The sequence below is a fragment of the Dactylosporangium thailandense genome (assembly GCF_059739745.1).
On the sequence record NZ_AP029195.1, the window covers coordinates 174,323 to 192,995 of the forward strand.

Sequence of the window (18,673 nt, forward strand, 5' to 3'; positions counted from 1 at the left end):
ATGCCCGGAGTCGAGATCGCCCGACTGTGCAAGACCTTCGGTGGCGACGTGCTCGCGATCGATGAGCTCAGCCTCGCGATCGAGCCAGGTGAGATGTTGGTGCTCCTCGGCCCGAGTGGGTGTGGGAAGACGACGTTGCTCCGCTGCCTGTCAGGCTTGGAGCGTCCCGACAGCGGCGAGATATCGATCGCGGATCAGCAGGTCTTCGGAGACTGGGGCGAAGTTCCGACGCACCGCCGCGATCTCGGGATGGTCTTCCAGAACTATGCGCTCTGGCCACACATGTCGGTGGTGAAGAACGTCGAGTTTCCCCTGCGCTACCGCGGCCGTCTGCCCCGCGAGGAGCGGCGACGTCGCGCGTACGAGACGTTGAGCCTGATTGAATGTGAGCACCTCGCTGACCGGCTGCCCTCGCAGATCAGCGGGGGCCAGCAGCAGCGCGTCGCCCTTGCGAGGGCGCTCGTGGGCGAGCCGAGCCTCATCCTCTTCGACGAGCCCTTGTCGAACTTGGACTACCGCCTGCGTGTTCAGCTGCGCCAGCAGATCCGCGAGCTGCACCGGAGTCTCGGGTTCACCGGTGTCTACGTGACACATGACCAGACCGAGGCCATGCAGCTCGGTAGCCGAGTGGTCGTACTCGAACGTGGGAAGGTGGCGCAGGTCGGGACACCTGAGCAGCTCTTCCGGTCGCCGAAGTCGCCCTATGTCGCGGACTTTCTGGGCATCGACAACCGCGTCGCCCTCGAGAATAGGCAGGGAGGATGGCTGGCCAATGGACTGCCCGCGCAGGTCGCCGAGGGGCACGGGCTGGACGAGGGCAGGTACGACCTCTTCCTGCGGACGAGCGACATCAGCATCGGCACTCCGGCGGCGATGGCGGGGTACGGCGTGAAGTTGGAGGCGACCGTCCATGACAAGGTCTTCGCCGGCGAGGTGACGGAGTGGATCCTGCAACTGGGCGATTCACGAATCCGCGCGACCAGCGGCCACCACGATGTCGTCGCGATGGTGGGCGAGCAGGTGGTCGTGGGGTTTGAGCTGAAGTCTGCGGTCGTTTTCCGATCGGGGGCCGCAGCCTGACCTGGGTGTCGAGGCAGGCAGCCACGATGGGCTCAGGGAATCGGCGAAGCCGTAATACAGGTACACCGTCGACCGTTCGGTGTCGTCGCGGCGATCACGCCGTGGAACTTCCCGCTCAGCCTTGCCGCGTGGAAGATCGCACCAGCGTTCCGGGCGGGAAACACCATGGTGCTCAAACCTTCGCCCTTCACACCGCTGGCCACGCTGAAAATGGGGAAATCCTGGGCCGGATCCTTCCGCCCGGCGTGATGAACGTCGTCACCGGCAAGGACCCCCTCGGCGCGTGGATGACGGAGCATCCGGTTCTGCGCAAGATCTCGTTCACGGGCTCGGGTGACGCTGGAGCTGGGTGGCAACGACCCGGCGATTCTGCTCGACGACGTCGACCCCGGTGCTGTCGCCCGGAGACGCTCTACCCACGCGGGCGTACCGCGATCCAGCGCTACGAGCCGGCCGAGGAGGTTGCCAACCTGGTCGCCTTCTTGGCCTCGGACGCCGCGAGCGCGACGGTCGGGGTCATGGTCGACATGGGCGGTGGGATGTCAATCTAGACGCGGTCGGTCGGCCGCGTCCTGCTCCACCGCCATCGCGACGCGTTTGAGCTCGTCGAGCCGTTCGAGCTGAGCGCGTTGTCCGGCGGTGAGCCCGTCGCGCGACGGGCTCGGACGGTTCCGGCCGTACGCCTCGACAGCCGTGCTGGCCCCGCTGCCGGCGTCGCGGGCCCGCCGGTCCAGTGCCTGCGCGACGAACGGTGCGAGCTCGGCGTCCTTGCGCCGCTGCCGCCGGGCATCCTGCTCGGCGAAGCGCGGCAGCTTGGCCCGGCCGAACATCTCCAACGACGCCAGCACGGCCTGTTGACTCAGCCCGCCCGCATCGTGCAGCAGCACAGCCTGGTCGAGGCCGGCGGCGGCGAACTCCGCGAGGTAGTCGGCCACCTGGTCGGGTGTGCCGAACGCGGTGCTGGTGCCGACGACGGGATCGCCGCCCATCTCCCGACGCGTGGCCTCGTAGAGTTCGCTGATGTCGGTCCGTCCGGGGCGGTGGCGGCCGAACGAATAGTAGTGGCGGAGCGCGAAGGTGAAGTAGCCGTGCGCCTCGAGCCCTCGCGCCCGGGCCGCATCGCCGTCCGCCTCGCAATGGAACGGCATGAGCATCGCCACGTTCGGGTTGACCGTGGCGCTGATCGGCACGCACTCGTTCCGGAACGTCTCGTAGTACGCCGTGACGATCCGCCGGGCCTCGTCCGGATCGGCGAACGTGTGGGCGAGCGCGCCGACGCCGAGCCGGGCCGCGAGCAGTACCGAGGCCTCGGTCGAACATGCCATCCACAGCGGCGGGTGCGGCCGCTGCACCGGCTTGGGGATGACGTTGCGCGCCGGCATCGACAAAAATCGACCGGTGTGGCCCGGATAGGGCTCGCGGCTCATCATCGCCGCGATCTGCTCCACCGCCTCGAGGGTCATCTCTTGGCGCAAGGCAGGGTCGACGCCGAAGCCCTCGAGCTCCATCCGTGACTTCGAGTTCCCGAAGCCGAAGTCGACCCGGCCGTGTGAGATGAGGTCGAGCGTCGCGAGGCGCTCGGCCACGCGGACCGGCGAGTTGTACGGCGGCGGTGTCAGCACGACTGCGTGGCCCAGCCGGATCTGGCTCGTCGTGCGGGCCGCGGCGGCCAGGATGAGCTCGGGTGCTGATGAGTGCGAGTACTCCTCGAGGAAGTGTTGCTCGGCGAACCACGCGTGGCTGTAGCCAAGCGCATCGGCCAGCTCCATCTGTGCCAGCGCGTTCTCGATAAGTTGACACTCGGCGCCGGGTGACCACGGTCGGGGGAGCTGAAGGAAGAACTGCAGGCCGATCCGCATCCGTTGCTCCTCAAACCGATCTGAATGCCCCGACGTCGACGCGCACCGTCTCGATGACCGAGGTGCAGGTCCGCGCGGCGATGCGCTCCTCGCCGCCCACCGCGCTGAGGACGAACAGCGTCCGCCCGTCCCGCCCGCCAAGGCAGCAGGCGAGTGGCATCTTGTCCCCGAACGCCGCCACCCGCGTGACCTCCCCGCCTTCAGCCACACGCCGGCAGGCGAACTGGCGCGGCGAGGCCGTCCAAATGCCGTTCGCCGCATCTGCGCAGATCCCGTCGGCGCTTCCAGGGGTGAGATCCGCCCAGAGACGACGGCCGCCGAGCGAGCCGTCGGCAGCGCGGTCGAAGGCGGTGAGGCGGGCCGCCGGGAACTCGGCGACCACGTACGTCCGGCCATCGTCGATCAGGCAGGCGCCGTTCGGCGCGTCCAGCCCTTCAGCGACAACACGGGCCGAGCCGTCCGGTTCGACGAGGATGACGTTGCCGTCGGCGTCGACCGGCCTCGGCTCCCGTGCGCTGTGCGTTCCCATCGAGCCGACGTACGCGCGTCCCGTGCCATCGACGAGCATGTCGTTGAGGCCACCGACAGCCAGTTCGGTCAGATCCGCATGCACGCTCACCACGCCGGGCCGGTCAAGGAGGAGAATCCGGGGCCGGCTCATGTCAACGATCAGCGGGCGCCCGTCAGGCAGGAATCCCAGACCGCATGGACGTTCTCCCTCGGTGAACTCCACGATCACCTCGGCATTGCCGTCCTCGTCGACGGCCATCACGCGACCGGCGAAGATGTCGGCGAACCACAGCCGCCCGTCGTGCCAGCGCGGGCTCTCGGCGAACGTGAGCCCGTCGAGCAGCAACTCGGCTTCCGCTGCGGCCATGGCTAGCGCCGGGCCAAGTCGCGAACGACATGGATAGCGCGCACCGGGCCGCCCTTCGGCGTCGTCGACGCGACGAAGCTGAGCGCCACGAACGAATCTGCCATCTTATCGCTCCCCTGTCTGGCTCGTGGTGCATGAGTACCACGGAGGTCTCGTCGCCGGGCGTGGCGAGTTCTGAGATCTGGAACCGTTTCGTAGCCTGCGCGTGATATTCAAGTTTCGTTTGAATCTGGAGACGCTCATGAAGGTTGGCATCCACTTCAACTGGCGGTACCGGGTGGCCTCCTGCTCGCGTCGGCATCGATGGTCAACGATCTGTCGCGACTGTCGCTGAACGTCGGACGATCGCTCCGGAATCATCTCGACGACGGCTACCTCCACGCTCAGTAGCGCGCCCCAGCGGTGCCTGGCCGGCGGCTTCAGTCGAGCGGCGTCAGCCGGACCCGGGGCCGGTCGCGATCACGCGACGGTCAAGACCGCCTTGCCGGGAAAGCTGCGGCCGATGAGCTGCTCCGCGACGCGGCCGATGTTGTTCCAATCGTCCTGCAGCGAGACCATCGGCGTGAGTCGTTCGGCCTGTATCAGCCGCAGCAACCGGGTTAGCCCGACGCCCGCGGTCTCCCTGTTCATCTCCTCGAACACGTGGAATGCGCTGAGGCTGGCCCGAGCCTGCAGGAGCCGGACTATGTCCAGCGGCGGGGGTGTCAGGTCGGCCATCCCGTAGGAAACCAGCCGGCCGTGCGGGGCGAGCATCGTCGCCAAAGCCGTGAACGCCGGCCCGCCGACCGCGTCGAGTACCAGGTCGTACGGACCGAACGGTCGGGCCTGCTCGCCGGTGGGGTCAACGACGATGTGGTCGGCGCCGACGGCCTGCACGGCCGCGAGATGCCGCCCGTGTTGGATCAGCGCCACTGCGCGGGCGCCCCCCGCGGACGCGAGCTGCACCGCGAACGATCCGACTCCGCCGGATGCTCCGGTCACGAGCACGGACCGGCCGGCCAGACCGTTGGCCTGGTCGAGCGCGTAGAGCGCCGTCAGGCCCGCGACCGGAAGCGCGGCGGCCGACTCGAACGGGATCGAGTCCGGCAGCACGGCGAGGTTGGTCGTCGGGACGTTCACCGACTCGGCCCAGGCGCCGTTGCGCAGCAGGCCGACGACCCGCTGGCCGGGCTCGGGGCCGGTGCCGTCGGCCGCGGCGGACTCCACCGTGCCGGCGAGGTCCCAACCCGGTCGTTCGCCCGCTGGTGCCATCTGGGCCTGGCGCACTTCGCCGCGGTTCAGCGAGATCGCCCCGACTCGGACGACCGACTCGTCGGGCCGGGGCGATCGTTGCTGGGTGGTCCCGACGGCGAGCCGGCCGGCGGCGGAGTCGTCGACGAGTACGGCCCGGACTGAGGTCACAGTAGGCTCCTCCGTGCTGGACGGCGATGGGCTTCGCGATCAATTTAGCGTATCAGATCTCATATGTCGCCGGCATTCGACAGTGACACGCGCGGCGGCAGCTCGCGACTCAGTGCCTCGGCCAGCCACGTCTCATAGCGCTTCACGCTCCGGCCCCGCCCGACAGTTAGCCGGCGGGCGCGCTGGGCCGCCCGATCCGGTTCACCGGCCCCGCCAGCAACTGAGCGCCCTAGCGGTACCCGTCATCGACCCGCGCGGCGCCCTCCGCCGTCCGCCATCTCGAGATGTACCGCGGAGATCCGGGCTGCGGAGCAGCTCCGGCCGACGGCGTGAATCTCCCGGGATGTTCTGGCAGGAGGAACTCGCGCCTCGCGGCAGGGTGTTGCCCGGCTCATACTCGAAGACTCGCCACCATGCAGTTCCTGCTGATCTGGAGCGGGATCGCGACTACGCCCTGACCGCTGCGGACGCGAAGGAGTTGCTGTGGCACAAGACGTGAAGGCATCGACCAATGCGATCGCTGAGCTCACGGCTCAGCCACTCGCAACGGCGCAGCAGACCGCATTGCAGAAATGGCTATGGGTCGATCGCGCTGCGGCCGTGCCCGGACTCGAGATCGTGGTGCCGGCTTGCCCGTGCTCGGCGGACGAGCTCGCGGCGTTCGCAATGAGCGGCCGCCGGGTAGGATACCTACCGCCCCAGGTCGCCACGCAGACCAACCGGCACTGGCCAGGCACCATGTTCCCGGTCATGCGCAGCTACGCCGTCGCAGCCACCAACCGATTCCCCAACGCCGCCGACGCCGAGGGCTGGTTCAAGTCGGCCCGGTCGCATCAGGAGGAGTGGTGGGACGAGGAGCGTATACGCCTCTAGCTCCCGAGCCAGCACTTCGAGGAGCGGACGGGACCACGAGGCCAGCCCGGAGGTCGCCCGCTCGCCGAGGTGGATGAGGCCGGCGCCCAAGAGGTACGTGCACGACGGCTCCTGGCGGACGTACCCGAGCTCGACCAGCGTTCGCAGCAGCCGGTGAACCGTCCCGAGCGACAGCCCGGACTCCGTCGCCAGCTCCGAGAGCGCAAGGACGCCCTCACTTCTGCCCAGTGCTCGAGCACGGCGAAGCTCCCCTCCACGGACTGCACTCCGGTCACTGGCGACTCCCATTCCACAACACCCGTACAGCCGGTACTTACATGAATAGATTCTTTCGTATGATGGAAAGTAGGGCGAATCGCGGTGGACCGAGTGATCGTGGGTGGGCTCGAGGTCGCGGGGGTGCTGCACGCGTTCGTGCGCGACGAGGCGCTGCCCGGTTCGGGGATCGACGAGGCTGCGTTCTGGAGCGGGGTCGAGGCGATCCTACGTTCCTTCCTGCCCCGCAACCGCGCGCTCCTGGCCCGCCGGGACGAGCTGCAGCAGCGGCTCGACGAGTGGCACACCGTGCACCCGGGGCCAGTGCGCGACCAGGCGGCGTACCTGCAGCTGCTGCGTGACCTTGGCTACCTGGTCGAGGAGCCGGCCGACTTCTCGATCGAGACGGCGAACGTCGACGACGAGGTCGCGGTGCAGGCCGGCCCGCAGCTCGTCGTACCCGTGCTCAACGCGCGGTTCGCGGCCAACGCGGCCAACGCGCGGTGGGGGTCGCTGTACGACGCGCTCTACGGCACCGACGTCATCCCGGAGGACGGCGGCAAGGAGAAGGGGAGCTCGTATAACCCGACCCGCGGGGCCGCAGTGATCGCGCACGGCCGCGCGTTCCTGGACGAGCACTTCCCGCTCGAGCGCGGGTCACACGCGGACGCGACCGGGTACACGACGAGCGGCGGGGTGTTGACCGTCGCGCTGGGTGCGTCGTCGTCGCCGTTGCAGGACCCGGGCCAGTACGTAGGCCACCGCGGCGACTCGGCCGGCCCCGAGGGTGTGCTGCTGGTCCACCACGGGCTGCACGTCGAGATCCAGGTCGACCGCTTGCACCCGATCGGGAAGGACGACGCCGCGGGCGTGAAGGACCTGCTCCTGGAGGCCGCGGTCTCGACGATCATGGACCTCGAGGACTCAGTGGCCGCGGTGGACGCCGAGGACAAGGTGGCGGGCTACCGCAACTGGCTGCTGCTCAACCGGGGCACGCTCACAGCCGAGGTGAGCAAGGGCAGGGAGACGTTCACCCGCAGGCTCGAGAAGGACCGGCGGTACGACGGGCCGAATGGCCAGATCGTCTTGCCCGGCCGGTCGCTGCTGTTCGTACGCCAGGTCGGCCACCTTATGACCACCGACGCGATCCTGTTCGATGCCGGCAACGGAGCCGAGGAGATCCCCGAGGGGATCCTGGACGCGGTGCTGACGGGACTCTGCAGCCTGGTCGACATCCAGGGCCGCGGCGAGCTGCGCAACTCGCGCACCGGGTCGATGTACGCCGTCAAGCCCAAGATGCACGGCCCCGACGAGGTGCGGTTCACCGACGACCTGTTCGCGGCCGTCGAGGACCTGCTCGGGCTCGGGCGCGGGACGATCAAGCTCGGGATCATGGACGAGGAGCGGCGCACCTCGGCCAACCTCAAGGCGTGCATCCACGCGGCGCGTGGCAGGGTGGCGTTCATCAACACCGGGTTCCTCGACCGCACCGGCGACGAGCTGCACACCTCGATGCTGGGCGGCGCCATGATCCGCAAGGGCGACATGAAGTCAACGGAGTGGATCACGGCCTACGAGAGCCAGAACGTCGACATCGGCCTGGCCTGTGGGCTGCATGGCAAGGCGCAGATCGGCAAGGGAATGTGGGCGATGCCGGACGAGATGGCCGCGATGCTCGAGCAGAAGATCGTCCACCCGCGGGCCGGCGCCTCGTGCGCGTGGGTGCCCTCGCCGACCGCCGCGACACTGCACGCGCTGCACTACCACCAGGTCGACGTGGCGGCCCGGCAGCGTGAGCTCCTCGCCGCCCAACGGCACGGACGTCGTACGACGATCGAGCAGCTGCTCACCGTCCCCCTCGCTGACCCGCCGCTGTGGACCGCTGAGGAGACGAAGGCCGAACTCGAGAACAACCTGCAGGGCATCCTCGGTTACGTGAAGCGCTGGGTGGATGACGGCGTGGGCTGCTCGAAGGTGTCCGACATCCACGGCACCGCGCTGATGGAGGACCGTGCCACCTGCCGGATCTCCGCCCAGCACGTCGCGAACTGGCTGCGTCACGGCGTGGTCACCGCCGAGGAGGTCGAGGACGCGTTCCAGCGGATGGCCGCGGTGGTCGACGAGCAGCAGGGCTCGGACCCGGACTACCGGCCGATGGGTCCGTCGTACGACAGCGCCGCGTTCGGCGCCGCGCACGACCTGGTCTTTGAGGGGCTCACCCAGCCGTCCGGCTACACCGAGCCGATCCTGCACAGGTGCCGCCGAGCCGTGAAAGCGGCCGAGCAGCAGCCACAGGCATGACGCTCTCGCGTTCGTCTCTCTCTACGGAACGAAACAAGTGCGCAGGGCATGCCGCTGAGCGTAGAGCTGGACGAAGTGTCGATGTCAGGTTTGCTGACGATCACACGTCGTTTATCGTGCGGCGTACCCACGGGGCCGTTACTTTGTACGACCGCCAGACCGGCGCCGCGACGGCTTACCTCGACGAGCACGGCGCATTCGCCCGTTACCCGTCCGACGGGCACTCGATCGTCGTGGACCCGACCGATCACTCCGGTGTGACGCTTTTAGAGACAGTGAGTACTTGACTTCGTCCGGCGAGGGCGGCCGTATGTTCTTGATCTGGACCGCCAGCGGCCGCGACGCCCAGGTGCGAGGCGTTGTCGAGGTTCACGATGCGCGCACCGGCAGCACGCTTTCCCGGTTCACGACGCAGCGCGAAAACTTGTCGAACGTGGACTGGAGTCCAGGTGGAGGTGCCATCCTGACCTCGACCTCGTATTCCGGCGGCTCGCCGAACCATGTACAAGTATGGGACGCGCGGACGGGAGCCTTACTCGACCAACTGACCGGCGACTACAACAACTTTTCCTGGGCCGATGAGCACTCGGTGGACATGTCGTCGGCCGACGACTCAAAGCGCAGATGGCATTGGCTCATCGGCTCCGGTCGAGTTCAGATCGCTCGCGAAGACTGGGGCAACTCCTCGTCTATGTCGTCCTACTCCGTGTTGGCCGACCGTATACAGCCCGTACGGACCGTACCTCGCCATCGCGGCCCTCGACGACACGGTGGGGATTGTCAGTGCGCACTCCGGCAAGTTGCTAGTGCTCTGACCGGAAGCGTTGGCCGGGTTGGTCAGGCCGCCGCTTGAGCGGTGGTCTGACCCCAGCGGCGTTGCCGTCCGGAGCGGATTCTGGCGTGTTCTCGGCGTTGGGCGGTGACGGCGGCGCACGACGCCCCACATGGTGTCGTCGCCGATGCTGTAGCAGGCGTGGAACTGCCGGACACCGTGCAGCTTGTGGTAGTTGCCCGGGCAGCCGGTCCGGATGCCCGGCTGGGGCCCAGGATTGCTCCGGCATGCGGCCGGATCGCGAGCGGCCCGAACTCGTCGAACGCGAACACCCGGTCCGGGAATGCCGTGCTGACCTCCTCGATCCGGGCGAGTTTGACCTCGGCGTTCGGGTCGTTGGTCTCCTTCCACGTCTTCGTGCGCTGGAAGGTGACGTCGTGCTGGTGCAACAACTCGCGGAGCCGTTCCCGGCCCACGACCACGCGGCGCGGACCGCGGTTATGCGCCAGGTAATCGGCGAGTTTGCGCAGGCTCTACCGGGTGAACGGCTGGCCGAGCGCCTGTGGTCTGGTGGTGGCCGTCGCGACGATGAACGCTACGTCGTCTTCACTGATCCGGCGGGGACGGCCACCCGCCCACCGAGGGTCCAGGCAGGCCAGACCGATCTCGTTGAACCGGCGGATCACCTCACGCACCGCGTCCTCGTCGCCCTGGACCAGCCGGGCAATCGCCGGGACCGTGTTCCTGCTGGCCGAAGCCATGATGACCATCGCCCGCCGCAACCGGATCGGTGACCCAGTCCCGCGCCGCACGATCTGTTGTAGTCGCCGGCCCTCGTCATCACTGAGCCGGCGAGCCCGCACAGGCTCCGCCATCCCGACAGCTTGAACCCCACCCAACATCAACCGGAGAACGTTGACCGGCGTGTCACCTGACCTGGAGTTGCGCGTCGAACGCGACCGGGCCGTCGACCGCGGCGACTGGACCGCGGCTCGCGACCTGATCGATGCCACCGGCCGGGATTGGTAGCTGCGGGCACGCCGGCTCTGGGTGCTCGGCAATGCGGCCGGGCACGCCGGGCAGTGGCTGGATGTCTGGGAGGCCGCCGCGCCGGGTGACCCGACGGTCGCCATCCTGCGCGCTGACGCCCTCATGTATCAACTGATCTCTCGGGCCCGTGCAAGGCGCTCATGGCCCATACAGTAGGTGAATGACCGAGCTCCTCCCGCCAACCAGACGCCGCCCGACGGTCACGTACGCTGACTGTGCCTACTCGGTGGTCCCGGGCTTCCGGCCGTTGTGCCTCGACGTGCACCTGCCGGAGGGTGACGGTCCGTTCCCCGTGCTCGTCTACGTTCACGGCGGCGGTTGGCGGGCGGGCAGCCGCGTGTCGCTGCCGAGTTCGATCTCGCCGCATCGGTTCCACGAGCGCTTCCTCGCACACGGGTACGCCGTGGCCGACGTCGACTACCGGCTCAGCGGTGAGGCGCAGTTCCCGGCGCAGCTCGTCGACGTACAGGCTGCCCTGCGATGGCTGCACCACCACGCGGCGCAGCTGAACCTCGACCCGGCCCGGTTCGCCGCGCTGGGCGAGTCCGCGGGCGCGCACCTTGCGTGTCTTGCCGGCCTTCTCGGCAGGGACGATGCGTCGTTGCGAGCGGTCGTGAATTGGTACGGCCCGACGGACCTGCGGCTGTACGCCGGCGCTTCACTGGAAGGAGCGCTGGCCGACCTACTCGGCGGCGAGCTTGTGGAGCGGACCGAGTTCGCCGCGTGGGCAAGCCCGATGAGCCACGTTCACCAGGAGGCGCCGCCGTTCCTCAACGTCTACGGGACGGCTGATGAGGTGGTTCTCCTCAGCGACGGCGTTGCGTTCACCAAGGCGCTGCAAGCGCAGGGCGCACGTGCGGAGCTTGTGGTGGTGGAGGGTGCCGCGCACTGCTTCAACGGACACGACGACATCGGCGGCCTTATCGAGCAGAGCGCGGACTTCCTCGACGACGTTCTCAAAGGGCGGTGCTGACCCAGACCGCGGCGTCGGGAGGCAGCACGCCGTCGATGATGGGTGTGCTCGCGATCAGTACCGTTCCCGCTGGCACGGCTACCGGCCTGGCGGAGAGGTTGACCACGCAGGTGAATCCGTGCGGACGGTCGAAGGCGAGGACGTCATCGGCGCTGTCCTGCCATTCGGACGGCCCGTCGCCGAGTCCGGGCAGGGCACGCCGCAGCCGGAGCGCGCGTCGGTACAGGTTGAGCATCGACTGGTCGTCGGCGATCTGTGTCGCTACCGTTCGCTCGGCCCAATCGTCGGGTTGCGGCAGCCAGCCGGTCCCGCCGAAGCCATAGGGCGGCGCCGAACCCGACCAGGGCAGCGGTACGCGACAGCCGTCGCGCCCTGGATCTGTTCCCGCCGACCGGAGGAAGATCGGGTCCTGGCGGTCCGCCGCCGCGATGTCTTCCACCTCGGGCAGTCCCAGCTCCTCCCCTTGGTACACGTAGACCGAGCCGGGCAGGGCGAGGGTCAACAGTGCCGCGGCCCGGGCTCTGCGTGTACCAAGTGCGAGGTCGGTGGGCAGCTGGTGGCGGGCCTGGCGCAGATCGTGCGAGAAGCCCGTGTCCATACGACCGTAGCGGGTGACGTGCCGGGTAACGTCGTGGTTGGACAGCACCCACGTGGCTGGGGCGCCGACGGCGGCGTGTGTCGTCAGCGTCTCATCGATACACCGCCGCAGCGCCTTGGCGTCCCAGGGGCAGCCCAGGAAGTCGAAGTTGAAGGCGGTGTGCAGCTCGTCTGGGCGCAGGTACCGGACGAAGCGCTGTGGATCAGGCAGCCACACCTCGCCGATGAGCGCGCGCGACGGATGGTAGGAGTCTGCGATGCGCCGCCAGCCGCGGTAGAGCTCGTGCAGTGCTTCGCGGTCGATCCACGGATGCGGGTCGGGTGGCATCAGCGGATCGAAGTCGGGTAGCGCGGGGTCCTTCGCGACCATGGCCGCCGAGTCGATGCGGATGCCGTCTACGCCGCGGTCGAACCAGAACCGCAGGATGTCGTCGAACTCGGCGCGTACGGCCGGATGGTCCCAGTTCAAGTCGGGCTGGCCGGAGTCGAACAGATGCAGATACCACTGGTCGTCGGCCACCTGCGTCCAGGCCGGCCCGCCGAAGATGGACTCCCAGTTGTTCGGCGGCCGGCCGTCGCGTCCGGCGCGGAAGTAGAACCGGTCGCGCATGGGGCCTCCGGCGAGCGCCTCCGCGAACCACACGTGCGCGGTCGACGTGTGGTTGGGCACGATGTCAACGATCGTCCGGATTCCGACGGCATGCGCCTCGGCGATGAGGGCTTCTGCCTCGGCGAGCGTGCCGAAGACAGGGTCGATGTCACGATAGTCGGCTACGTCGTAGCCCGCGTCCGCCATGGGCGACGGGTACCACGGGCTCAACCAGATCGCGTCGACACCGAGGTCGTGCAGATATTCCAAGTGGGACCGGATGCCGGCGAGGTCGCCGATGCCGTCGCCGTTCATGTCGGCGAAACTGCGCGGGTAGATCTGGTAGATCGCAGCGTGGCGCCACCACTGAGGGTCAACTGTGGACACGTGTGCTCCTTTCATTGGTAATCGGTATCAGCTGCTCGACGGCCGATCCGATCGCTGTGCCGCGCGCTGCGGCGTCGAGGAACGCGCGGGCGATGACCCGTCTCCGGTCAGCCGCAACGTCGCACCGGCGGGGACGCATACTGTCGAGGCGAAGGTGACCGTGCAGCCCGTCTGTTCGGCGGTCACGCCCACTGTCTGCACACGTTCGTCGACGAGGGCGGTCGCCGTCGTCCAGTCCAGCCCTGGCAGCCTGAGCCGGTCGACTTTCAGGTCTCCATAGCGGCATTCGACGGTCAGGCTGCCGTGGGCGTACCGGATGGCTCCCCAGGCCGTGTCCACGATGAACGGGAAACAGGCAGTTCCGTCGCGCTCTGGCGCCAAGGCCGTCGACGGTTCGACGGTGAGGGTCCGGGTGACCGCGTCGAACTGCCGGCCGGTCAAGGCGTCCAGCACGGTCCAGCCGGCCATCGCGCGCACGTAGTGGTCGCCGCATTCGATCTCGTTGTAAGGGTTGCGCCGGCTGCCGTCGTGGCGCGCCCATGTGCCGCGCAGGATGGACATGCCCTCGTCGGTCAGGCCCTCGCGGATGCAGTGCGCGGCGACTTGGTATTCGACGCCGCTCCATACCTCGTCGGCGTACCGGGTCGGGACGTTGGGACGCCCGCCGCGCGGCCAGGTGCACAGCAACAGGCCTGTGTCGTCCGCGTCGGCGAACACCCGGAACCCGTGGGCGAAGTCGCGGAAACCCTTGCGCAGGTTGTGGCGCACGATGGAGCGCAGCGCCGTGCGTACGTGCTCGGCCGGCAGAATGTAGCCGAGATCGAGCTGGTGTGCCCACCACTGTCCGATCAGCTGATCGGACAGGCAACCGCCACCCCACTGGAACGTCGTGTCCCCGGCGAGCGCCTGCTCGTAGTATTCGCCGTTCCAGAGCAGCTCGTCGTATCCGGTGGCGCCGGAGTCGAAGAGCGAATGGAATTGTTCGGCGGCAGCGGAGTCCGCCATCAGGTACGCCATCTCCTCGGCCGCGCGCAGCGCCGCCAGCCACAGCGTGCCGATGAACGGGTTGGCCCCGTGCAGGTCGATGTCGTGCGTGCTCGGCTGGCGACCGGTGAGAATGCCTGTCGCGTCGGGGTCCCAAGTCGCGCGGATGTACTCCAGCAGCCGCAGTACGCGCGGCCAGTAGCGGTCCAGCCAGTCCAGGCCGGCCCCGGACCGCACTTCACGATAGGTTTTGAGGACCGCGCCGAGCATCCCGTCGACCGCCGGATGGCCCGGCGCCCCGACCATGCCGTCCCACAGTTGGGGTAGGTAGGTCGGCACGATCACGCGGTGCGGGAGGTGCCCGTCTGGGGCCTGCATCACGTCGAATTCGGTCTCGCGCATGTCGCGTTCGATTGCCGGGAACAGTTGCGCGGGCGCTTGGGCGTAGTTCCAGACGTGGGTGCAGTTCATCGCGCAGGAGCCGCCGATGTCGCCGGCCCACATTCGGGTGGACGCCCCGAGGACGCCTTCGAATCCGAAGAACTTGCCGTTCGCTGCCCACAGTGTCGTGGGCGTACGCAAGGCGACCGGCTGTGCCGCAAGCCTTTCGGCCACCTCTGTGGGCAGGCTGGAGTTCAGGAGTGTGTCCGTCCACGTCCGCGAGGCCTGGCGCAGCGGCCCCCACCGTTCGGCGAGGTGCTCGGCGACGTCGATCGCGTCGGCGAACCGGGTGCTGTAGCGGGTTCCGAGGACGAACCGGTCCTGCCGTTCGGGACGCGGCGGTCCGAACTGCTGGAAGTCGGCGTACGCGTGCGGGAAATGCCAGGCGACGACCACCCGGACAGCGGCCGTCGCGCCGGGAGCGAGCGCGAAGCCGGCTGCCAGTCCCGCCGCCCATGTCGTGCCGGCGGGGCTGGGCGGACAGGGCGCCGCGCGGTGGTGGCGGTCGGTGGCCGGGTGGCGGCCGCGCAGGAACGCCAGGAACTGGTCCGGGTGTGTCCACTGCAGAGCGGCCGGGGCATCCGCCGAGTCGCAGGCCAGCACCATCTGCCCAGCACCGGGGCCGGTCGCGGACGGGTTGTCGAGGACGAGCTGTGTCCATCCTGCAGTACGCCGCAGCCGGTTGACATTGCCGCCGTAGCCGGGAGCGGAACAGCCGTCGGGTGGGATCGTGCCGTCCGAGCCGACCGCGTTCTGCAGCGCGGCGCCCAGCCAGCCGTGCACGGCGAGCGGACTGGGATTGGTGATGGTGAAGGTGAACATTGCGGCCGGCAGGCCGCTGGCATCGAGATCCAGTGGTACGAGCGGGGTGAACGCCTCCAGCGACACCGTCACCGGCAGCGCGGGGTCGTGATAGTCGATCTGGGCGAATGGGTAGCAGCCGCGGAAGGTCGTCGCCGTCACCCCGTCAGGCAGTTCGCGCTGCCAGGACGGGATCACGTCGTCGTTGACCAGCGGTGTCACCGGCCCGGGCACGGGTGGCGGGGGAGCCTGCAGGACCCGCAGGACGTCGACGGGCGGCTCCGTCCGCGCCACGCGAAGGGCGAAGAAGCTGTTTGGAAGCGTGCCGAGATGATTGCCGATGGTGGTGAGCTGCCATTGGCGCAGCCCGCCGTCCGCGCCGATCGCGAAGCTGCCCGTCCCGATCCCGCCGAGGGGCAGTGCGATGTGCCTTCCCTGATGGTGCGCGATCGCTCTCATCGGAGGCTGCCCGTGTCCGGCGTGGGATGACCGGCGCGGAAGGCGGCCACGGCCTCCGAGACCCGCAGCGCCCGCCCGTGGATTCGCAGCACCTGCGCGTCCTGTACGCGAACGTCGGCGTCGGTGGAGATGTCGGACAGCTCGGAGATCGCGGTCTGCACGGTCTCCGAGCGGCCCTCGACGACGGGCTCGCCCCATCCGGTGATGCCCTCATCGGTCGACACCGCGAGGAACAGCCATCGTGGCGGCAGCCGGTATGTCGCTACCTTGACGATCTTCATTGGTACGCGTGCTCCTGTTAGCCGATGGTCAGGTTGGCGATCATCGCCTGCTGGTCGGGGTAGATGAGGACGGGACTGCCGCCGACGTTCACCTGGGTGTTGCCGGTGATCGTCAGGGTGTTGAGCTGCGACAACATCTTGCCGATCGGCGATTGCCCGCCGACCCATACGCCGCTGAACGGCGTGTCGGCGATCGTGTTGCCGGTGATGGTGACGAAGCCTTCGGTCATCCCGGCGGACTCGCGGATGCTGTGGATGGAGATCGCGCCGGGGGTCACGCACAACGCTCCGGTGTTGGCAGCCGTGATGGTGTTCTGCGTGATGTCGGCGCTGTACATGGGGAACAGCGGCGAGCGGCCCCACAGGTAGACCCCGGCCTGGCAGGTGTTGCGGATCGTGTTGCCGGTGACGACGACGCTGGTGCCGCTGCTCAGCTGGATGCCCGCGCCTTCGCTGACGCCGTAAACGGTGTTGGCGTCGACCCGGACGAACTGCGCGTCCCGGAAGACCGTTCCGGCGTAGCCGATCTGGATTCCGGCGTCGCGGTTGCCGACTGCTGTGCAGCCGGTGATGCGTACCTGGCGGCTGGCCTCGACGTCGATGCCGTACATGTTCGCGTCTTCGGTGCGTACGCCCCGCACGAGCACGCCGGTCGAGGTGTCCACCAGCAGGTTGCTGCCGCTGGCCCCGGCGAGCTCGACATCGGTGACGGAGAAGTTCTTGACGCCGCTGATGTCCAGCAGTGCCCGGTTGTGCCGCAGATCGGGCCGGCGCGGCAGGGTGATGCGCAGTTTGGATACCGAGCAGCCTTCGCCGGCGATGAAACGGATGCCTTGGTGGTCGGGGCTCGACAGGACGATCTCGCTCTGGCGGCCGACTCCGGCGAGGTGGACGTTGTCGCGTTCGGCGACCGCGAAATGGTGTTCGATCCGGGTGTCGCGGAAGGCGCCGTTCGCGGCGTCCGGTCGCAGCAGGTAACGCCCGGCGGGGATGTGGATGACACCGCCGCCGGCCGGGAGGCTGTCTAGCGCGGCGCGGAATGCCGCGGTGTCATCGTGTACGCCGTCGCCGCGGGCGCCGAACTTGCGGATGTTGGCCAGCTTCAGACCGTGGACGGTCTGCTCGCCCGGTTCGTCCCACGCGGTCTCGGCCGGCTCGGCTTGCCGCGGCCCGTAGGGGTCGCGATGGGACTCGTCGGACAGGGTGAACCCGGTGAAGTCGCCGTCGATCGTGCCGCCGTCGAGGACTGGCAGCGTCGTGACCTCGTTGCCCGACGTCGCGACCTGCGTCGCCGTCCCGGCGACGGAGACGCTCGGCTGACCGCTGTCCAGCACGGTGTTGCCGGTGATCACCAGTCTGCCGACCACCGTTCCGGGCGCGAGGCGTACGCCCGCGGCCTGTGCTCCGAGCAGGTCGTTGCCCGAGATCGTGACGTTGGAACCGGCCACAGGCAGCCAGTTGTCGATGCCCACGGTGATGTCGTTGCTCTGCGATCCGCGTACTCGGTTCCCGGTGACCGCGACCGTCGCGACCTTGTTGATGAAGGCGACCGTGCCGTGGAAGCCCCCGCCGGGGCGCAGGATCCGGTTGTCCGGCCGCATCTCCATCGTCGCGCGGATGAGGTCGTTGTCGTGCACAACGGCGTTCATCAGCGTGGCCGGGTTGGCCGTGGTGGTGATGTCGCTGAAGACGCTCGGCCCCATCGTGCTCTCGATCCAGTTGTACGCGATGGTCTGTCGCGCACCGCCGAGCGTCATCCCCCGGCCGTAGCAGGCGTTGATGATCGTGTTGTGGACGTAGCGGACGTCGGCGATCGCCGTGCTGTCGGGGTAGCGGGTGCTGTCGTGCCAGTTCGCGATGCCGTCGTCGCCGATGAACTCCGCCCAGTTGTACGCGGCGACGCAGTTGTTCGCGCCGCCGTAGTTGAACGCGTCGGAGCCGCTGTTGCGGATCACGTTGCCGACCATCCAGCAGTCCCGGGCGTTGGGCAGGATGATGCCGGGCTGGCAGTGGTCGACGGTGACCCGCAGAATCTGCACCGCCTGCGGCGCGCGGATGATCAGTGCGGTGGCGGTCGCGTTGTGCCGCAACAGGTTCAGCGGCGCCCACTGGATGGCGAGGTCGCGCAGCGAGACGTCGACGGCCGTCTGGAACTGCCAGGCCGCGCCGCTGGGGTACGGCGGCGCCTCCTTGCCGTTCTGGGTCATCACCGGGCGATGGAAGAGCAGGACGCTGGATTCGCCCTCACCGACGAAGTGGACGTTGCGGATGTCGGCCTGGTACCACCAGTTGTTGCTGGGCAGGGCCGGTGCCGGAAACAGGTAGCGGCCGGGCGGGAAGTAGATGACGCCGCCGCCCTGCGCCCGCAGTGCGGCCACGGATGCGTTGAGTGCGGGGACGACGGAGGTGCGGCCGTCACCGACCGCGCCGTAATCGACGACGTTGGCCACGGGCATGCTCGCGTAGTCGATGCGCGGCATGCCTTCCAGGCCGGGGCGCTCGTAGAAGGAGGCGGGCAGGTTCGTCACCGTCCCGCCGGGGGTCAGGTTCTCCACCGGCTCCATGGCCGCGACCGGATCGGCGAAGGCGGGGTGGCTGCCCAGGGCGGTCAGGCCGGCCAGGCTGACGGCGGTCGCGGCGGTGGCGCCGAGGATCGTACGCCGCGAAATGTCTCGGGGTATGTCGTACTGCAT

Annotated in this window: 15 protein-coding genes and 1 pseudogene; 6 read left to right on the plus strand and 10 right to left on the minus strand. The window is 68.5% G+C overall.

The features are described from left to right. From AC6JBM_RS00690 to AC6JBM_RS00700, 3 genes are all read left to right on the plus strand, one after another. The gene (locus tag AC6JBM_RS00690) at positions 1 to 1,080 is read left to right on the plus strand and encodes an ABC transporter ATP-binding protein (protein ID WP_497981662.1); all 1,080 of its coding nucleotides are present in this window, start codon (positions 1 to 3) and stop codon (positions 1,078 to 1,080) included. 93 nt (positions 1,081 to 1,173) lie between these two features. Next, positions 1,174 to 1,329 carry an aldehyde dehydrogenase family protein gene (locus AC6JBM_RS00695; RefSeq protein ID WP_497986761.1) on the plus strand — a complete coding sequence of 52 codons (156 nt, stop codon included), beginning with the start codon at positions 1,174 to 1,176 and terminating at the stop codon, positions 1,327 to 1,329. 38 nt (positions 1,330 to 1,367) lie between these two features. Continuing rightward, entirely contained in the window at positions 1,368 to 1,631 is a 264-nt protein-coding gene (locus tag AC6JBM_RS00700; protein WP_497986762.1) for a hypothetical protein, read from the plus strand. Here AC6JBM_RS00700 and AC6JBM_RS00705 read toward each other — a convergent pair. From AC6JBM_RS00705 to AC6JBM_RS00715, 3 genes are all read right to left on the minus strand, one after another. Then, positions 1,623 to 2,939 carry an LLM class flavin-dependent oxidoreductase gene (locus AC6JBM_RS00705; protein ID WP_497981663.1) on the minus strand — a complete coding sequence of 439 codons (1,317 nt, stop codon included), beginning with the start codon at positions 2,937 to 2,939 and terminating at the stop codon, positions 1,623 to 1,625. The two genes, AC6JBM_RS00700 and AC6JBM_RS00705, sit on opposite strands and share 9 nt — an antisense overlap. 10 nt (positions 2,940 to 2,949) lie before the next feature. Continuing rightward, on the minus strand, positions 2,950 to 3,816 hold the full coding sequence (locus tag AC6JBM_RS00710; protein WP_497981664.1) for an SMP-30/gluconolactonase/LRE family protein: 867 nt from the start codon (positions 3,814 to 3,816) through the stop codon (positions 2,950 to 2,952). A 459-nt stretch (positions 3,817 to 4,275) separates the two neighbouring features. Continuing rightward, positions 4,276 to 5,217: a zinc-binding dehydrogenase gene (locus tag AC6JBM_RS00715; RefSeq protein ID WP_497981665.1), complete on the minus strand. Its 942-nt coding sequence runs from the start codon at positions 5,215 to 5,217 to the stop codon at positions 4,276 to 4,278. Positions 5,218 to 5,700: 483 nt separating this feature from the next. Here AC6JBM_RS00715 and AC6JBM_RS00720 point away from each other — a divergent pair, with 483 nt between their 5' ends. Then, positions 5,701 to 6,090 carry a hypothetical protein gene (locus AC6JBM_RS00720; RefSeq protein WP_497986770.1) on the plus strand — a complete coding sequence of 130 codons (390 nt, stop codon included), beginning with the start codon at positions 5,701 to 5,703 and terminating at the stop codon, positions 6,088 to 6,090. Positions 6,091 to 6,204: 114 nt separating this feature from the next. On the opposite strand, the pseudogene AC6JBM_RS00725 reads toward AC6JBM_RS00720, so the two are convergent. Further along, a pseudogene (locus AC6JBM_RS00725) lies at positions 6,205 to 6,378 on the minus strand (helix-turn-helix domain-containing protein); the annotation flags it as partial. An 87-nt stretch (positions 6,379 to 6,465) separates the two neighbouring features. On the opposite strand from AC6JBM_RS00725, the gene AC6JBM_RS00730 reads away from it, so the two are divergent. Beyond that, entirely contained in the window at positions 6,466 to 8,646 is a 2,181-nt protein-coding gene (locus AC6JBM_RS00730) for a malate synthase G (protein WP_497981666.1), read from the plus strand. Positions 8,647 to 9,483: 837 nt separating this feature from the next. Here AC6JBM_RS00730 and AC6JBM_RS00735 read toward each other — a convergent pair. Together AC6JBM_RS00735 and AC6JBM_RS00740 are read right to left on the minus strand one after the other, a co-directional pair. Beyond that, positions 9,484 to 9,900 (minus strand): hypothetical protein, encoded by a 417-nt coding sequence (locus tag AC6JBM_RS00735; protein WP_497981667.1) that lies wholly within the window; start codon positions 9,898 to 9,900, stop codon positions 9,484 to 9,486. Positions 9,901 to 9,951: 51 nt separating this feature from the next. Continuing rightward, the gene (locus AC6JBM_RS00740) at positions 9,952 to 10,320 is read right to left on the minus strand and encodes a helix-turn-helix domain-containing protein (RefSeq protein ID WP_497986763.1); all 369 of its coding nucleotides are present in this window, start codon (positions 10,318 to 10,320) and stop codon (positions 9,952 to 9,954) included. 308 nt (positions 10,321 to 10,628) lie between these two features. Here AC6JBM_RS00740 and AC6JBM_RS00745 point away from each other — a divergent pair, with 308 nt between their 5' ends. Then, positions 10,629 to 11,441 carry an alpha/beta hydrolase fold domain-containing protein gene (locus tag AC6JBM_RS00745; RefSeq protein WP_497981668.1) on the plus strand — a complete coding sequence of 271 codons (813 nt, stop codon included), beginning with the start codon at positions 10,629 to 10,631 and terminating at the stop codon, positions 11,439 to 11,441. Here the strand turns inward: AC6JBM_RS00745 and AC6JBM_RS00750 are convergent. Genes AC6JBM_RS00750 through AC6JBM_RS00765 form a run of 4 tightly spaced genes read right to left on the minus strand, consistent with a single transcriptional unit; the run spans position 11,425 to position 18,673 of the window. Then, the gene (locus AC6JBM_RS00750) at positions 11,425 to 13,029 is read right to left on the minus strand and encodes a glycoside hydrolase family 13 protein (RefSeq protein WP_497981669.1); all 1,605 of its coding nucleotides are present in this window, start codon (positions 13,027 to 13,029) and stop codon (positions 11,425 to 11,427) included. The two genes, AC6JBM_RS00745 and AC6JBM_RS00750, sit on opposite strands and share 17 nt — an antisense overlap. Before the next feature lie 12 nt (positions 13,030 to 13,041). Next, positions 13,042 to 15,699: a GH116 family glycosyl hydrolase gene (locus AC6JBM_RS00755; protein WP_497981670.1), complete on the minus strand. Its 2,658-nt coding sequence runs from the start codon at positions 15,697 to 15,699 to the stop codon at positions 13,042 to 13,044. Continuing rightward, positions 15,696 to 15,980: a hypothetical protein gene (locus AC6JBM_RS00760; protein WP_497981671.1), complete on the minus strand. Its 285-nt coding sequence runs from the start codon at positions 15,978 to 15,980 to the stop codon at positions 15,696 to 15,698. The genes AC6JBM_RS00755 and AC6JBM_RS00760 overlap by 4 nt, the downstream gene beginning before the upstream one ends. A 17-nt stretch (positions 15,981 to 15,997) precedes the next feature. Beyond that, positions 15,998 to 18,673, minus strand: coding sequence for a glycosyl hydrolase family 28-related protein (locus tag AC6JBM_RS00765; RefSeq protein ID WP_497981672.1), 2,676 nt, complete (start codon positions 18,671 to 18,673; stop codon positions 15,998 to 16,000).

Excerpts from the sequence above, each read along its gene's own strand:
- AC6JBM_RS00745 (WP_497981668.1), top strand. The coding sequence starts at position 10,629 with ATGACCGAGCTCCTCCCGCCAACCAGACGCCGCCCGACGGTCACGTAC.
- AC6JBM_RS00755 (WP_497981670.1), bottom strand. The coding sequence starts at position 15,699 with ATGAGAGCGATCGCGCACCATCAGGGAAGGCACATCGCACTGCCCCTC.
- AC6JBM_RS00750 (WP_497981669.1), bottom strand. The coding sequence starts at position 13,029 with ATGAAAGGAGCACACGTGTCCACAGTTGACCCTCAGTGGTGGCGCCAC.
- AC6JBM_RS00765 (WP_497981672.1), bottom strand. The coding sequence starts at position 18,673 with ATGCAGTACGACATACCCCGAGACATTTCGCGGCGTACGATCCTCGGC.
- AC6JBM_RS00760 (WP_497981671.1), bottom strand. The coding sequence starts at position 15,980 with ATGAAGATCGTCAAGGTAGCGACATACCGGCTGCCGCCACGATGGCTG.
- AC6JBM_RS00740 (WP_497986763.1), bottom strand. The coding sequence starts at position 10,320 with ATGTTGGGTGGGGTTCAAGCTGTCGGGATGGCGGAGCCTGTGCGGGCT.
- AC6JBM_RS00705 (WP_497981663.1), bottom strand. The coding sequence starts at position 2,939 with ATGCGGATCGGCCTGCAGTTCTTCCTTCAGCTCCCCCGACCGTGGTCA.
- AC6JBM_RS00690 (WP_497981662.1), top strand. The coding sequence starts at position 1 with ATGCCCGGAGTCGAGATCGCCCGACTGTGCAAGACCTTCGGTGGCGAC.
- AC6JBM_RS00710 (WP_497981664.1), bottom strand. The coding sequence starts at position 3,816 with ATGGCCGCAGCGGAAGCCGAGTTGCTGCTCGACGGGCTCACGTTCGCC.
- AC6JBM_RS00700 (WP_497986762.1), top strand. The coding sequence starts at position 1,368 with ATGACGGAGCATCCGGTTCTGCGCAAGATCTCGTTCACGGGCTCGGGT.